Here is a 14,198-nt window from a genome sequence, read left to right as displayed (position 1 = left end):
GCCGGAGCCTACTCCACTCCACCGTCGCCGTGACCCCCGGATTTCTTGACGCTGACCGGCTCGGACTTCACGCCGGTGAGGATTTCCTTCCAGCGGGCCGCCTGCCAGGCGACGTTTTCGGGCGCGGTGCCGCCATAGCTTTTGCGGGCGGCGACCGAGCTCTCGACGCTCAGCACCTTGTGGATGCGGCTGTCGATGCGGTGGTCGATGAACTTGAAATCCTCGATGGTGAGGCCATCGAGGCTCATGCCCTTCTGCTCGGCCAAAGCCACGATCTGCCCGGTGATGTGGTGGGCTTCGCGGAACGGAATGTTGGCCTGTTTCACCAGCCAGTCGGCGATATCGGTGGCGGTGGAGAAGCCGGCATTCGCCGAGGCGCGCATCTTCTCCCGATTGGCCTTCAGGTCCTCGACCATGCCGGTCATCGCAGCGAGCGACAGGCTGAGGGAATCCAGCGCGTCGAAGGCGACTTCCTTGTCTTCCTGCATGTCCTTGGAATAGGCGAGCGGCAGGCCCTTCATGACGATCAGCAGGCTGGTCAGCGCGCCCATGATGCGGCCGACCTTGGCGCGGATCAGCTCGGCAGCGTCGGGGTTGCGCTTCTGCGGCATGATCGAGGAGCCGGTGGTGAACTTGTCGCTGAGCTTGACGAAGCCGAACTGCGACGAGGACCAGATCACCAGTTCCTCGGCGAAGCGGGAAAGGTGCATGGCGCAGAGGCTGGCTGCCGAGAGCGTCTCGAGGATGAAATCGCGATCGGAGACGGCGTCGAGCGAGTTGGCGGTGGGGCGATCGAAGCCGAGCGCTTTGGCCGTCATGTCGCGGTCGATCGGGTAGGGGGTGCCGGCGAGGGCGGCGGAGCCGAGCGGGCTTTCGTTGAGGCGCCTGCGCGCATCCTCGAAGCGGCCATAGTCGCGGCCGAGCATTTCGACATAGGCGAGCAGGTGGTGGCCGAAGGTCACCGGCTGGGCGTTCTGCAGGTGGGTGAAGCCGGGCATGATGGTCGCGACTTCTTCCTCAGCCCGCTTCACCAGCGCCAGCTGCAGGGTCTTGACCTGCGCCAGCAGTGTATCGATGGCGTCGCGGACATAGAGGCGGAAATCGGTCGCCACCTGGTCGTTGCGCGAGCGGGCGGTGTGGAGGCGCCCGGCGGCATCGCCGATCACTTCCTTCAGCCGGCTTTCCACGTTCATGTGGATGTCCTCGAGCGAACGCGAGAACGTGAACCGGTTTGTCTCGATCTCGTCGAGCACGGCCTTTAGGCCGGTGATGATCGCGTCGCGATCCGCCTGGGTCAGGATGCCCACTTCCGCCAGCATGGTGGCGTGTGCGATAGAGCCGGCGATGTCCTGCTTGTAGAGTCGCTGATCGAAGCCGATGGAGGCGTTGATCTCTTCCATGATGGCGTCGGGCCCGGTCGCAAAACGGCCGCCCCACATGCGATTGCTCATCTCAACTCCAACGGTAGACCTATGACCGACGAAAAGCCCGCACCGACCCGCAGATTGCAGCCCAGGCGGGTCATGCTGATTGCCCTCGGCAGCGCGGCGCTAGCACTAGTCCTTACCCTCGCTATTGGCAACTTCATGCCGGCGCAGGCGACGCAGTGCGACCCGCAGGTGGTGAAAGGGCAGAGGATCGACGCTGCCGCCATCGGCATGCTGGCGGCGCTCAACGGCACCGGCGAAGGGCGCGGCTATGCCGATATGTCGTTCAAGGATGCAGCGGGGGCGCCGGTCACCATCGGCAGCTTTGCCGGCAGGAAGCTATTGGTGAACTTCTGGGCCAGTTGGTGCGTGCCGTGCCGAGAGGAAATGCCCGCGCTCGACGCCATCGCGACGAAGTACAATTCCGACAGCTTCATGGTGTTGCCGATCAATCTTGATGTGGGCGAGACCGGGCTCGAAAAGGCGAAGAAATTCCTCGCCGACGAGGGGCTCAACAACCTGCCGCTTTATGCGGATTCGACTTTCGATGCGTTCAAGCGGCTGCAGCAGCAGGCGGTGGCGATCGGGTTGCCGGCAACGTTGCTGCTCGACGAAAAAGGCTGTGAGCTCGCAGTGCTGCAAGGGCCGGCCGAGTGGGATTCGGCTGACGGCCACAACGTCATCGACACGCTGATCGGGACCTGACCCTCATGCGCCGGATCCTCTGCGTCGGTGCCCTGACCATGGACACCATCTTCCGGCTGGACCGCCTGCCGGATGGGCCGGGCAAAGTCATTCCGCTCGACGCGGTCGAAGTCGCCGAGGGCATGGCGGCTGCGCAGGCGGCGAGCATCGTGCGGCTCGGCGGCAAGGCGGCGCTCTGGGCCTCGGCCGGCGACGACGTCACCGGCGACCGGCTGGTGCAGCAGATCTCGGGCGAAGGCGTCGACTGTTCGCGGGTGCGGCGCGTCGCCGGTTCGCGCTCGGGCTTTTCCTCGATCTTCATGGATCGCAGCGGCGCGACGATGATCGTGCCGCGCTACGATCCAACGCTGATGGCATCGCCCGAGGCTGCCCCGGATCTCGGTGGCATCGATGCGGTGATGGTTGACGTCCGCTGGCCGAGCGCAGCGGCGCTGGCGCTGGCGGCAGCGAAGGCGGCGGGCATTCCGGCGATCCTCGATGCCGACATGGCGGCGCGCGACGTGCTCGATGGCTTGTTGCCCATGGCGACGCATGTGGTGGCATCGGAGAGCGCAGCAAAGCTGGTGACCGGGGCGGACACCCCGGAGCAGGCGGCCGGGTGGCTGGCGGTTAGCCATGGCGGCTTCGTTGCGGTGACCGCTGGCGCCGATGGCTGCTGGTGGAGCGAGGGCGGTGGGATCCGCCATTCGCCGGCGCCGAAAATCGAGGCGATCGATACGCTGGCGGCGGGCGATGTGTTCCATGCCGGGTTCGCCGTCGGGCTGCTCGAGGGCTGGCCGATGCGCAACGTCATCGCCTTTGCTTCGGCAGCGGCGGCGATCAAATGCACGCGGTTCGGCGGACGATTGGGGGCGCCGTCGCGGGCTGAGGTCGAGGCGTTTCTGGTTCGGTAGGCAGCGAATACCGGTGTGCTTGGCGCCCCTCACCCTAACCCTCTCCCCAGAGGGGCGAGGGGACGCGTGTGGCACTGCCGGTGAGCCAATCGCCCCCTCGCCCCTCTGGGGAGAGGGCCGGGGTGAGGGGCGCCAAGCGCTCAGATTCAGGCCGCGTTGGCCGCCTGCCGCATCGGCTTGGCGTCGGCCTTGCGGATCACCCGGCAGGGGTTGCCGGCGGCGAGCACGCCGGCGGGTATGTCGCGGGTCACCACGCTGCCGGCGCCGATGGTGGTGCCATCGCCGATGCTGACGCCGCCAACGATGATGGTGCCGGCGCCGATCCAGCAGTGCTTGCCGATGCTGATCGGCTTGTTGATGCACTGGGCGCCGATCAGCTTGCCGGTCTTGGGGTCGCGACGCTCGCGCTCATGCGGGTCGACCGGGTGGCCGGCGGTGAGGAACATGACGCGCGGGGCGATGGCGGTGCCGTCGCCGATGCGCACCTCGGCGCCATCGAGAAAGACGCACTCGAAATTGATGAACACGCCTTCGCCGATATGGATGTGCTTGCCATATTCCCAGGTCACGGGGCTTAGAACGAAGCTCTCGCCGAAGCTGCCGAGCTGATCGCGGAACATCGCGGTGCGGTTTGCCATGTCCCAGCTGGGCACGGCGTTGAGGCGGTCGAGTTTCTTTCTTGCCTCGACCTGCATTTCGATCAGGTCCCAGTCCGGCCCTTCATAGAGCTCGCCCGATACCATCTTCTCGTAGCCCGTCTTCGTCATGGGCCAATCTCCTGTTCAGCGTGTCCCCCCGCTGAAAGCGGTCGCTTTTGCCCCGATGGGACAGACCCCGCAAGCGCACAGTTTTGCAGGGACACGGGCAGATTGGCCCCTCCGTTCAGAGGGGGTTCAGGGACATGGCTTTGGGGAAGGGGTTGCTGAACGGGTGTTCAGGCGGTGCGGTCGATGATGCGGCCGACGAAGGCGTCGGAGCGCTGCTCCATATCGGTCAGGGCGCGTTCGAGATCGGCGCCGTTCGAGGCCGAACCTTCGTTGACCTGTTTGAGCAGCATCTGGTGTTCAAGGTCGGCGCGCTTCTTGGCAACCAGTACCTGGGCGACGCCGAGCGTGTCGGCCTCACGGAAAGCCATGCGATAGATCGACGTGTCGAGGTTCATCACCCCCCTCCGGCTGGTCAGGCGATCTTGTCGACCCTGGTCCCCTGGCCGGGCGGTGGAGCGGAACGCGCCACGCTGTCGACCATCTGGATCAGCGACATTTCCATCTCGTGCGACTTCTTCAGTACCGCAATGGCGATCGAATGCTGCGTCCCCTGCGAACGTGCGGCAAGCAGCTGCGATGTCAGATCCATGTCCATCCCCGGCGTTGTATGACCGGGGCGTAAACGAAACCTTCCCGCGACTGTGCCGGAATGGTGCGATCGTGAATCAATCGTTTACGGATCAGCGCCCGCCGAACAGCGCCACGTCGCGTCGCTTGAGGGGGACGCAGAGCGCCGCCCCGGCGATCAGCCCGCCGACATGGGCCGACCAGGCGACCGGGCTGGCGTCACCGAAGATCAGGTAGAACAGCTGTACCGCCGCCCAGGCGCCGAGCATCCACAGCGCCGGCAGCGGCAGCGGGATCGGGATCGTGAGGCCGAGCAGCACATAGACCCGGGCATGCGGATAAAGGACGATATAGGCGCCCATTACACCCGCCACCGCGCCAGAAGCGCCGATCAGCCAGGTGTATGTTCCCATGGCGAAGAGGATGTAGACCAGCCCCGAGAGCGCGGCACAGCAGAGATAGAAGGCGGCGAACTTCACATGCCCCAGCGCATCTTCGATATTGTCGCCGAACACCCAGAGGAACAGCATGTTGCTGCCCAAATGCAGCCAGTCGGCGTGGAAGAACGCATAGGTGACGAGCGTCAGCCCATCGGGCAGATGAGCCAGCCGGTCCGGCGCTCCGGGCTCAAGGAAATAGGCCGGCACCGCCGCATAGCCCAGGGCGAACTCGTCGAACGCCATGCCGCTGCCATGCGCCAGCTGGATCAGGAAGACGACCAGGTTCAGCCCGATGATGCCGTAGGTGACATAGGGAAACCTGATGTGCCGGACCGGATTGCGATCGTGCAGCGGAATGAACATCAGCCGCGTGATTGTCCCTGGTCGTGGCCGAACTTGCCCGGTGTCCACAACACGTCGGTCTCGCCATTGGCATTGGCTACCCGCGCCATGACGAACAGCAGGTCCGACAGGCGGTTGAGATAGACCAGCACGGCGTTGTTGACGTCGGGCTCGGCCGCGATCAGTTCGACCACCAGCCGTTCGGCGCGGCGGGTGACGGTGCGCCCCAGGTGCAGCGCTACCGCCAGCGGCGTGCCGCCGGGGAGGACAAAGCTGGTTAGCGGCGCAAGGCCCTCGTTGTAGTTGTCGATCTGCTGCTCGAGCCATTCGGTCTGCTGCGCGGTGATGCGCAGCGACGGCGCGGCGCCGGCCGGGTCGGCCCCTGGGGTCGCGAGGTCGGAGCCGAGATCGAACAGGTCGTTCTGCACCCGCGCCAGCAACCGGTCGAGCTTGGGCATCGAGCCGGTATGGAGCCGCGCCATGCCGATGAAGCTGTTGGCCTCGTCGACGGTGCCGAAGCACTCGACCCGCAGGTCGGCCTTGGAGCGCCGCGGACCACGCACCAGCCCGGTGGTGCCGTCGTCGCCGGTGCGCGTGTAGATCTTGTTGAGCTTGACCATGTCGTTTCGCCGCGAGTCAGTGGCGAGAAGCTATCGCAGGTGCGTTGGCGTCACCACTGCGATGTTGGTGGGGGCAGCCCGCATCCCTCCCAAGAAGGCTTGCTGCACAAATTGGCCACTGTGGCTCCATCAGACTCGGTGTCATCCCAGCGACAAGCTGGGACCCATCTATCCACCTGCGTCAGCTGCGACTTGGGTCCCAGCTTTCGCTGGGATGACACCGGTGAGGTGGAGGGAGGATGCCTTCAGACAGGCCCGTTCAAAGGTGAGGGCACAGCCGAAAATGCCGATGGCGTCAGCTGCCGCGTCCAAAGAAGAACAGCGCGCCGAGGATCACCACGATGGCTACGGCTTGGGCGATAACGCGGGCCCGCATCAGCTTCTGGCTGAGGTTGTGGTCGCCGCCGCGGAACATGTTCCACAGCCCCATGAACAGGATGATGGCGACCGCGCCGAGCGCGATGATGGTGATGATGCCGGTGATGTTCATAATGTCCTCGCGAGGAAGCGGCTGAGGCCCTCGCCCAGTCGGTCATAGATGGCACGAATGCGACGGCTGGTGAACAGTTCGCGATGCGTGGTCAACCACACTTCCAGCGGCGGTGGGCGGAAATCGGGCAATAGCGGCACCATGCCGCGCGTCTCGGCCACCAGCAGTTGCTGGGCGAAGCCGACGCCGAGGCCGGCCTTGATCAGCTCCCAGGCATTGGTCTGGCTGTCTGTACGAACGATGAAGTCGCTGCGTTTCAACTCGAACCCCATGCGGCGGGCGGCCCCGATCAGCAATTCGGAGCGATCGAAACCGATCAGGTCGTGCTCGACCAGCTGCGCGGGGCTTTCCGGCCGGCCACGTCTGGCAATGTAGCTTTCATGCGCACAGGTGACGATCGGGCTCTCGCCGAGCTTTCTGGTGATCAGTTCGAGCTGGGTGGGGCGGAACATGCGGACGGCGATATCGGCTTCGCGCAGCAAGAGGTTCTCGGCGGAGTCCGAAGGCACCAGTTCGATCGCCACCTGCGGAAAGCTCTGGCGCAGGTCGTTGAGGAACGGCGGCAGCACGTAGTGGCACATGACGGTGCTCGAGGTGATGCGGACCGAGCCGGTGAGCGCCGCGCTGGCGCCTTCGGCGATCAGCGCCGCCTCGGCCAAAGCCTGCTGCGCGGCCAGCACCGGCTCATAAAGCTTCAGGGCGGTGTCGGTGGCGTGGAAGCCGTTGAGCGTCCGTTCGAACAGGCTCATCCCCAATGCCTGCTCGAGCGCCTCGACATGCCGACCGAGGGTCGGCTGGCTCAGGCCAAGGGCGCGCGCGGCAGCCGAGAGCGAGCCGTGCTCCACCACTGCACCAAAGCTGCGCCATAACGACCAGTCGGGATCGGGCATGGTTCAAGGCCTCCAAGCCATTCATTTCTGTATGGCAAAGGAACGACCTTGTCCAATTCATCAACGTCTGCGTTGCCCCTACATTGCTCGTCATCAGTACGGGAGCCAAGCAAATGAACGCGCAGAAAGTCATCGTCATCGGTATCAACGGCCATGTCGGCCACCACATCGCCAAGGCCTTCGTCGCCGCCGGGTGGGACGTCTCCGGCTTTGGGCGGTCCAACAAGCAGCCGATCGCGGGGATGCGCTTCATCAAGGGCGACGCCGATGACGCCGAGGCGATGCGGGCCGCGATCGGCGACACCGAGGTGGTGGTCAATGCGCTGAACCTGCCCTACCACCAGTGGGACCAGGGCCGCATGGAAGCGCAGAACCAGCGGGTGATCGCGGCGCTCGGCAAGAGCGGCAAGACGCTGCTGTTCCCCGGCAATATCTACAACTATGCGGCCGCCGACCGGTACGTCACGCCCGAATTGAAGCAGCGGCCGCAGACGCCGCGCGGCGAGATTCGCGTGCGGGTGGAGGCATTGTACGAGGCGGCGGCAAAGAGCGGCGACATCCAGGCGATCATCCTCCGCGCCGGGGATTTCTATGGGCCTGAAAGCAGCTTCGACTGGTTCGATCTCGCCATGCTGCGCGAGGCGAAGAAAGGCAAGTTCGCCATGATGGGCGTGCGCGGCGTCGGCCATTCCTGGGCCTATCTGCCGGATGTCGGTCGCGCCTTCGAGAAGCTCGCCTGGCACAGGAAGGAGTTCGCCGCCTTCGAGAACTTCCATTTCGCCGGCAACTACGTGACACCGGAGCAGATGGCTGGCGCTGTCATTGCCGCGGCGCCGGTGAAGCTCAAGGTGGGCACCTTCCCGCGCGTGCTGTTCAACGTCGTCGGCCTCGTCGACCCGCTGATGCGGGCGGTCAGCAAGATGAGCTATTTGTGGGAGAACCCGATGGAACTCAAGGACGCGCGCCTCGACGCCATACTCGGCCCGGATTTCGCGACGCCATTCGGAGTGGCAGTGGCGGAAACGGTGGCGCCGTTCTTTGCGGCTGAGAAGCTGGCGGCATAGCCGCGAAGGCCGGTGGCTGTGGACCCCCACCCCTGTCCCCTCCCCGCAAGGGGGAGGGAGACCCTCAAACCGGCATCTCAGTCTGCGTCTCCCTCCCCCTTGCGGGGAGGGATCAAGGGTAGGGGGCGGTTAGCACCGGCCAGGCGGTCAGAACCCCAGTTCCTTGCGAATCTCCGCCGCCGTCCGACCCGCCTCGCGCAGGCTCCTGAGCGAGGTGGAGCCTTTCGACTTGCTGAGCTTTTTGCCCTCTGCATCGAGGATCAGCTTGTGGAAGGTGTAGAGCGGTGAGCTCAGGCCGAGCAGCATCTGCAGCAGCACGTGAATATCGGTCGAGGGCTCCATGTCGCGGCCGCGGGTTACATGGGTGACGCCTTGCGCGTCGTCATCGATCACCACGCTCAGGTGATAGCTGGTGGGGGTGCCCTTGCGCTGCAGCACCACATCGCCCCAGCGTTCCGGCCGGGCATAGCGGATCTGCGGCCGATCCGCCGGGGTGGGGCCGGCGACGCTGTAGGTCAGCAATCCGGTCAGTGCCATCGCCTCATCGGTCTTCAGCCGCCAGTTGGCCTCGCGTCCCTCGGCGAAGCGTTGCTTGATTTCGGCTGCGGTCAGGTGGCGGCAGGTGCCCGGATAGAGCGGCGCGCCGTCCGGGTCGGTGCCAGGGGAATGAGCCGCCCGTTCGGTGCGCGAACAGAAACAGGGGTAGAGCAGATCGCGCGCCTTGAGCCGGTCGGCCGCAGCAGCATAGACGGCAAAGCGGGTGGATTGGCGCAGCACCGGTTGTTCCCAGGCAAGGCCAAGCCAGGCGAGGTCGATGAAGATCGCCTCGGTGAATTCCGGCTTGCTTCGGGTAAGGTCGGTGTCTTCGATGCGCAGGAGAAACCGGCCACCGAGTGCTTCGGCCCAGACCGAGGTGAACAAAGCCGAATAGGCGTGCCCCAGATGCAGCAAGCCATTGGGGCTCGGGGCGAAGCGGAGGACGGGTTTCAGCATAACAAAGTGCTAGCACGTAAGGACATTTCTTTGACAGACCGTCTCGACAGCCCTGCCGCGCTGACGCGCCATCTCGGGGCGCTGATTGCGCTCGATCCCCGCCTCGAGCAGGTGGCCGAGCGCGCCGGCAGTTTCGAAATCCGCAGTTCGCCCGGCGGCTTCGAGGGGCTGGCGCGGATCGTCACCGGCCAGCAGGTATCGACCGCCAGCGCCGATGCGATCTGGGGGCGCTTTGCCCAGTTGGAAGGGGCGCTCGACCCGGTCGGGTATCTGCAGCTCAGCGAGGAAGCGGTGCGCGGCGTCGGGCAGTCGGGCGGCAAGTATCGGACGCTGCGTGGCCTCGCCGAGGCGATCGCGGCGGGAAGCGTCGACTTCGCACGTCTCGCCGAATTGCCGGCCGAAGAGGCAATCGGGGCGTTGACCAGGCTCAAGGGCATCGGGCCGTGGACTGCCGAGATCTACCTGATGTTCTCGGCTGCGCATCCAGACATCTTCCCGGCCGGCGATGTCGCCTTGCAGCGGGCGGCCGAGTGGGCGTTCGGGCTTGACGGCAAGCCGTTGGTGAAGGACTTGATCGAGATGGCAGGGCGCTGGTCGCCCTACCGCTCCACCGCCGCATTGCTGCTCTGGCGCTACTACCGCGCCGTGCGGAACAAGGAAGGATTGTCGATCTGATGGCCAAGCTCTCCGGCCCGATGCTGCCGTCCAAGAATGGTGGCGCCCCGAAGCAGGCAGTGATCCTGCTGCACGGCTATGGCGCCGATGGCAGCGACCTGATCGGGCTTGGCCACCACTGGGGGCCGCTGCTGCCCGATGCATTGTTCATTGCGCCGAACGCGCCGACGCCCTGTGCCGGCAACCCATTCGGTTTCGAGTGGTTCCCGCTGGCGGTGGATCGGATTGCCGGCCGCATCGAAGGCGCCAAGACCGCCGCGCCTGTGATCATCGAGTTTCTCACCGACCTTTGGTCGCAGACCGACATCAAGCCGGCCGACACCTTCCTTATCGGTTTCTCGCAGGGGGCGATGATGGCGCTGCATGTCGGCACGGCGCTGCCGGGGCCGGTCAAGGGTATCGTGGCGTTCTCGGGCGCCTTCGTTCCCGCCGACGGTTTCCCGGCGGCTGACAAGGCGCCGGTGGCGCTGATCCATGGCGACCTCGACCAGGTGGTCGACCCCGAGCTCAGCCGGCAGGCAGCGAGCGAGCTCACGGCTGCCGGTTTCGATGTCTCGCTGCACATTTCCTCGGGCACCGCGCATGGCATTGCGCCGGACGGGTTGGATTTCGCCACCTCCTTCATGCTGGCGCAAACCGCCTGAATCGATTGATCGAATCGCGCTTCACAGGGGTGTCACAGTCGGCATAGAATATTGCTGATCATGACTGGCCGCGATTCCCGATCTGGGGGCGACAAGTGACGGTACATGTGTCGCTTGAGAATAGCCCCGCACTGGTGCTGAACGCCGATTTCAGGCCACTCAGCTATTATCCCTTGTCGCTTTGGTCCTGGCAGGACGCGATCAAGGCGATTTTTCTTGATCGAGTCCACGTCGTCTCCAACTACGACCGGGTGATCAAGTCGCCGAGCTTCGAGATGCTGCTGCCCAGCGTCGTCTCGCTCAAGGATTACGTGCGACCGGCGCGGCATCCGGCCTTTACCCGCTTCAACGTGTTCCTGCGCGACAAATTCCAGTGCCAGTATTGCGGCGCCCGGGACGAACTCACCTTCGATCACGTGATTCCGCGGTCAAAGGGCGGCCGCACCACCTGGGAGAACGTCGTCGCCGCGTGCGCGCCGTGCAACCTCAGGAAAGCCAACCGGCTGCCGCGCGAGATCAAGATGTTCCCGATGCAGGAGCCGTTCCAGCCCACCGTGCACGACCTGCACAATAACGGCCGGGCCTTCCCGCCCAACCACCTGCACCAGAGCTGGCTCGATTACCTCTACTGGGACATCGAACTCGAGCCGTAAGCCGCTGGACGTCGGATTGGCCAATAACTATTATTGGCCAATTCCGATGGAGGCCGAAATGGCGATCAGTGCAGATCTGGGGGCGAACCTCGAAGCCGTGGTCGAGGACCTGGTCAAGAACGGCCGCTACAACTCCAAGAGCGAAGTGCTGCGCGAGGGTGTCCGGCTGGTGCAGGAGCGCGAGGCGGCGCTCAGGCGGCTGGATGCCGCGTTGGCGCGGGGACTGGCGGACGTAGAGGCGGGGCGCACCAAGCCGGCGGATGAGGTCTTCGCGGAACTGAGGGCAAGATATCAGGCGATGGCGGATGCTGAAGATGAATTACCGCGTCGACGTATCGGTTGAGGCCCGCCTCGAACTAGTCGGCGTTCTTGACTACCTCTCCGGCGAAGTCAGCGCGCATGCGGCAGTTCAGCTCGTGGACCGACTGGCCAGAACGATCGCCGAACTTGGTGACAACGCCCTCAGATACCAGCTCGTCCCGCGGCACGAGACGAGCGGTATTCGTCGGCGGGTGGTCGGAAGCTACAATGTCTACTACGTCGTTCGCGAAGACGTCGTGAGTGTGCTCCACGTGCTTCACGGTGCCCGCGACCACGAGCACATCCTATTTCCCGACAGTTAGGCCTTACGGCCTTTGAGCAGCGCGGCGCCGAGCATCGCGACAATCGCCGCCGAGATCAGGGTGTTCGCGCCGGCGAGGGTGACCCCGAACAGGCTGAACTGGATCTTGTCGCAGGGAACGACCCGGGCGGCGTTGATGTTGGTGAGGTCGGAGAAGCTGACATCGACACCGGTACCGGTGCAGGCAGTGGGGCCGGGCCAGAAGCCGTACTCCACGCCGGCGTGGTAGCCCGCAAGGTAGGTCGACCAGACGAAGGTCAGCAGCACCAGCACCAGGCCGACATACCATACGGCGCGTGGCAGCCTGTTCCACAGGATAAGCAGCAGCGCCAGCAACGGCAGGCCCCAGTAGTAAGGCATGCGTTGCTCGAGGCAGAGTTCACACGGCACCAGGCCACCGAACAACTGCGAGCCCCAGGCGCCGGCGATGGTTGCGAGGCCGAGGACGAACGAAATCGTCGCAAGCAGGCGGGAACGGTCGGCGGCGAGGCTGGTGGTCACGATGACGCTCCTATGATCGGCGCCATATTCTCGGGAGCGGGCCCCGAGTCAACTTAAGCCCGCTCACGAGATCGTCACACGCCGCCCGGCCCGATAATGCCGAGCTGTGCCATGACGGCGCGGGCATTGTCGGGGGCGTGCTCCTTGTCGGTCGAGACGAAGAAGGCGAACACGTCGCGAGGCGATGGGCTGGCCTCGGCTCCGGTGACGTATGGCGCGTCGGCAACCGGTTTGCCCTCGGCCCAGGCCTTCAACCAGCCGGCGCGAGCGTCGCGCTCGGCGGCCGAATAGCTCTCCTTACCGGGAGCGCCTTGCAGGCGGGCATACGAGAAATCCGCAGTCTGGTCGATATAAGGCCAGTCGGCGGTGTCGGCGACGACGAGGGCAACGTTGTGCGCCCTGAGCTGCGCGATGAAGCGTGGATCGGCGAAGCTCTCGTGCCGCACCTCGATGGCGTGGCGAACGCGCGTGATGCCGGTAGCGTCGAGGTAAGGCGGGTTCTTGCCGTAGTCGGTCCTTTGCGCCAGCGCGACGAGTGCCTCCGGGCTCTGGGGCAGCAGGGCGAGGAAGGCCTCCATGCGATCCGGATCGTACTTGCTGTTGCCCGGCAGCTGCCAGCAGAATGGGCCGAGCTTTTTGCCCAGCGCCATCACCCCCGAAGCGAAGAAGTTGGCGAGCGGCAGCTCGACATCTTTCAGCCGCTTGATGTGAGTGACCAATTGATGGCCCTTCACGGTGAAGACGAAATCGTCGGGGGTCTGGCCGGCCCAGTTCTCGAAGCTCGCGGCCTTCTGATGCGAGTAGAAGGTGGCGTTGATCTCGATATTGCCGAGCCGGGCGCTCGTATGGGCGAGCTCGTCCTTCTGCTTCAGCCCGTCGGGGTAATAGCTCTTGCGCCAGGCCTCGAACACCCAGCCGGCCGTCCCCAGCCTGATCGTTCCCGCCATCGAATCCTCGCGACGCAAGTTCCACAGGCTGACAAGGTGGGCGACCACGCAGCGCAACACAAGTCCGTTGCGAGGCGGGGAGGTTTCTGCCGGAGGAGCTGGTGGGAGCCTAGCGAGACGGAGATCAGCAAGACACAGCGACACGATCATCGGGCCATGCCGGCCGGCACGGACTGCACCTGTGATCCGGCAGGCACCCCTGCGTTACAGCGGCATCTGCCGGATTTTGCCTTCACCTGATGGAAGAAGGCGGAGGCGATGTATGGCGTCGCGCCTGGCGCCGGGTCAGGCTCAGGCGAGGAACGGAGTGGCTGCCGCCAGAACCTGGGCCTTGGTCTTGGGTTTGTCGAACGCCCCATCGAAGCCGGACTTGCCGGCGAGTGGGCGGACTGCCGCGGCGTGGCGGGCCTCCACCGAGTGGATTTGCAGGGCGGTGGTCAGTACCGGTGTGCCGAGGAGGTTCCCGGCTTGGCCCTTATAGGCAGCCACGCCAAGGTCTTCGAACGTGGCGGACACGGCCACGAAGGTCTCGAAGTTGGAGAACACGTCGGCGTACTTGCCGCCCGCGGTGAAATCCACTCCCGGCGCCTTTACCGCGGCCCTGCCCAGTGCCCCCTTCAGCAAGGCAACATGGGCCGTCTCATGGGCGCCGATGGTACGAAACAGCCGACGGTACTGCCGCGGGATCAGACCTGCGGACCGGTTGGCCTCCTTGTAGAAGGCCGCTTCGAGATATTCGAGCGTCAGCGCGAAGTTGAGCACGTCGACGACCTGCTTGGGCAACCCGCCAGCCGCGAAAGCCGTCTGCGCCGAGGCAGCGATGATCAGCGGCGCGCTGCCCAAGGCAGCGACGGGCAAAGCATAGCGTGAGAGAAGGCTGCGGCGACCGGCATCAATGCGTTCGCCGACTTCCGGATCGATCTCGTCGAGGATGAAGTTTTCCTGATTGTTCATGATC

20 protein-coding genes are annotated in these 14,198 nt (G+C 64.9%); 8 read left to right on the top strand and 12 right to left on the bottom strand.

Going from position 1 to position 14,198, the window contains the following annotated elements:
- Nucleotides 1–8 precede the first annotated feature (8 nt).
- Nucleotides 9–1,451, bottom strand: a complete 1,443-nt coding sequence (gene argH / locus VGV07_RS04555; RefSeq protein ID WP_326867502.1) for an argininosuccinate lyase — start codon at nucleotides 1,449–1,451, stop codon at nucleotides 9–11.
- 72 nt (nucleotides 1,452–1,523) lie between these two features.
- On the opposite strand from argH, the gene VGV07_RS04550 reads away from it, so the two are divergent.
- Nucleotides 1,524–2,132: a TlpA disulfide reductase family protein gene (locus VGV07_RS04550; protein ID WP_326867501.1), complete on the top strand. Its 609-nt coding sequence runs from the start codon at nucleotides 1,524–1,526 to the stop codon at nucleotides 2,130–2,132.
- Between the two features lie 5 nt (nucleotides 2,133–2,137).
- Complete coding sequence (locus VGV07_RS04545; protein ID WP_326867500.1) at nucleotides 2,138–3,025, top strand: PfkB family carbohydrate kinase; 888 nt, start codon at nucleotides 2,138–2,140, stop codon at nucleotides 3,023–3,025.
- Nucleotides 3,026–3,171: 146 nt separating this feature from the next.
- On the opposite strand, the gene VGV07_RS04540 is transcribed toward VGV07_RS04545, so the two are convergent.
- The 7 genes from VGV07_RS04540 to VGV07_RS04510 all read right to left on the bottom strand — a co-directional run bounded on the left by VGV07_RS04540 (nucleotide 3,172) and on the right by VGV07_RS04510 (nucleotide 7,141).
- Nucleotides 3,172–3,792: a sugar O-acetyltransferase gene (locus VGV07_RS04540; RefSeq protein ID WP_326867499.1), complete on the bottom strand. Its 621-nt coding sequence runs from the start codon at nucleotides 3,790–3,792 to the stop codon at nucleotides 3,172–3,174.
- Nucleotides 3,793–3,959: 167 nt separating this feature from the next.
- Nucleotides 3,960–4,187, bottom strand: coding sequence for a hypothetical protein (locus VGV07_RS04535; protein ID WP_326867498.1), 228 nt, complete (start codon nucleotides 4,185–4,187; stop codon nucleotides 3,960–3,962).
- A 17-nt stretch (nucleotides 4,188–4,204) separates the two neighbouring features.
- Nucleotides 4,205–4,381 carry a hypothetical protein gene (locus VGV07_RS04530; RefSeq protein ID WP_326867497.1) on the bottom strand — a complete coding sequence of 59 codons (177 nt, stop codon included), beginning with the start codon at nucleotides 4,379–4,381 and terminating at the stop codon, nucleotides 4,205–4,207.
- A gap of 91 nt (nucleotides 4,382–4,472) precedes the next feature.
- Nucleotides 4,473–5,162: a rhomboid family intramembrane serine protease gene (locus VGV07_RS04525; RefSeq protein WP_326867496.1), complete on the bottom strand. Its 690-nt coding sequence runs from the start codon at nucleotides 5,160–5,162 to the stop codon at nucleotides 4,473–4,475.
- Complete coding sequence (locus VGV07_RS04520) at nucleotides 5,162–5,761, bottom strand: cob(I)yrinic acid a,c-diamide adenosyltransferase (protein ID WP_326867495.1); 600 nt, start codon at nucleotides 5,759–5,761, stop codon at nucleotides 5,162–5,164. The genes VGV07_RS04525 and VGV07_RS04520 overlap by 1 nt, the downstream gene beginning before the upstream one ends.
- A 295-nt stretch (nucleotides 5,762–6,056) precedes the next feature.
- Nucleotides 6,057–6,251 carry a twin transmembrane helix small protein gene (locus tag VGV07_RS04515; protein WP_326867494.1) on the bottom strand — a complete coding sequence of 65 codons (195 nt, stop codon included), beginning with the start codon at nucleotides 6,249–6,251 and terminating at the stop codon, nucleotides 6,057–6,059.
- A complete protein-coding gene (locus VGV07_RS04510) occupies nucleotides 6,248–7,141 on the bottom strand; it encodes a LysR family transcriptional regulator (RefSeq protein ID WP_326867493.1) in 894 nt (297 codons plus the stop codon). The genes VGV07_RS04515 and VGV07_RS04510 overlap by 4 nt, the downstream gene beginning before the upstream one ends.
- Nucleotides 7,142–7,254: 113 nt before the next feature.
- Here VGV07_RS04510 and VGV07_RS04505 point away from each other — a divergent pair, with 113 nt between their 5' ends.
- The gene (locus tag VGV07_RS04505) at nucleotides 7,255–8,205 is read left to right on the top strand and encodes an NAD-dependent epimerase/dehydratase family protein (RefSeq protein WP_326867492.1); all 951 of its coding nucleotides are present in this window, start codon (nucleotides 7,255–7,257) and stop codon (nucleotides 8,203–8,205) included.
- 147 nt (nucleotides 8,206–8,352) lie between these two features.
- Here VGV07_RS04505 and gluQRS read toward each other — a convergent pair whose 3' ends face one another.
- Nucleotides 8,353–9,198: a tRNA glutamyl-Q(34) synthetase GluQRS gene (gluQRS, locus tag VGV07_RS04500; RefSeq protein ID WP_326867491.1), complete on the bottom strand. Its 846-nt coding sequence runs from the start codon at nucleotides 9,196–9,198 to the stop codon at nucleotides 8,353–8,355.
- A gap of 30 nt (nucleotides 9,199–9,228) precedes the next feature.
- Here gluQRS and VGV07_RS04495 point away from each other — a divergent pair, with 30 nt between their 5' ends.
- The 5 genes from VGV07_RS04495 (at nucleotide 9,229) to VGV07_RS04475 (ending at nucleotide 11,793) form a co-directional block, all read left to right on the top strand.
- Nucleotides 9,229–9,873, top strand: a complete 645-nt coding sequence (locus VGV07_RS04495; protein WP_326867490.1) for a DNA-3-methyladenine glycosylase — start codon at nucleotides 9,229–9,231, stop codon at nucleotides 9,871–9,873.
- Nucleotides 9,873–10,517 carry an alpha/beta hydrolase gene (locus tag VGV07_RS04490; protein ID WP_326867489.1) on the top strand — a complete coding sequence of 215 codons (645 nt, stop codon included), beginning with the start codon at nucleotides 9,873–9,875 and terminating at the stop codon, nucleotides 10,515–10,517. The genes VGV07_RS04495 and VGV07_RS04490 overlap by 1 nt, the downstream gene beginning before the upstream one ends.
- A 95-nt stretch (nucleotides 10,518–10,612) precedes the next feature.
- Nucleotides 10,613–11,170 (top strand): HNH endonuclease, encoded by a 558-nt coding sequence (locus VGV07_RS04485; protein WP_326867488.1) that lies wholly within the window; start codon nucleotides 10,613–10,615, stop codon nucleotides 11,168–11,170.
- Between the two features lie 58 nt (nucleotides 11,171–11,228).
- The gene (locus VGV07_RS04480; protein ID WP_326867487.1) at nucleotides 11,229–11,513 is read left to right on the top strand and encodes a type II toxin-antitoxin system ParD family antitoxin; all 285 of its coding nucleotides are present in this window, start codon (nucleotides 11,229–11,231) and stop codon (nucleotides 11,511–11,513) included.
- Nucleotides 11,485–11,793: a type II toxin-antitoxin system RelE/ParE family toxin gene (locus VGV07_RS04475; RefSeq protein ID WP_326867486.1), complete on the top strand. Its 309-nt coding sequence runs from the start codon at nucleotides 11,485–11,487 to the stop codon at nucleotides 11,791–11,793. Before VGV07_RS04480 ends, VGV07_RS04475 begins: the two co-directional genes overlap by 29 nt.
- On the opposite strand, the gene VGV07_RS04470 is transcribed toward VGV07_RS04475, so the two are convergent.
- The 3 genes from VGV07_RS04470 to VGV07_RS04460 form a co-directional block, all read right to left on the bottom strand.
- Nucleotides 11,790–12,293 carry a disulfide bond formation protein B gene (locus tag VGV07_RS04470; protein ID WP_326867485.1) on the bottom strand — a complete coding sequence of 168 codons (504 nt, stop codon included), beginning with the start codon at nucleotides 12,291–12,293 and terminating at the stop codon, nucleotides 11,790–11,792. The two genes, VGV07_RS04475 and VGV07_RS04470, sit on opposite strands and share 4 nt — an antisense overlap.
- 74 nt (nucleotides 12,294–12,367) lie before the next feature.
- The gene (locus tag VGV07_RS04465; RefSeq protein ID WP_326867484.1) at nucleotides 12,368–13,240 is read right to left on the bottom strand and encodes a DUF72 domain-containing protein; all 873 of its coding nucleotides are present in this window, start codon (nucleotides 13,238–13,240) and stop codon (nucleotides 12,368–12,370) included.
- 291 nt (nucleotides 13,241–13,531) lie between these two features.
- Complete coding sequence (locus tag VGV07_RS04460) at nucleotides 13,532–14,194, bottom strand: ferritin-like domain-containing protein (RefSeq protein WP_326867483.1); 663 nt, start codon at nucleotides 14,192–14,194, stop codon at nucleotides 13,532–13,534.
- Between the last annotated feature and the right edge of the window lie 4 nt (nucleotides 14,195–14,198).

The organism is Devosia sp., from assembly GCF_035944845.1.
Taxonomy (GTDB): Bacteria; Pseudomonadota; Alphaproteobacteria; order Rhizobiales; family Devosiaceae; genus Devosia_A.
The sequence above is the reverse complement of the archived record's forward strand: the minus strand, read 5'-3'. Positions and strand labels throughout refer to the sequence as shown.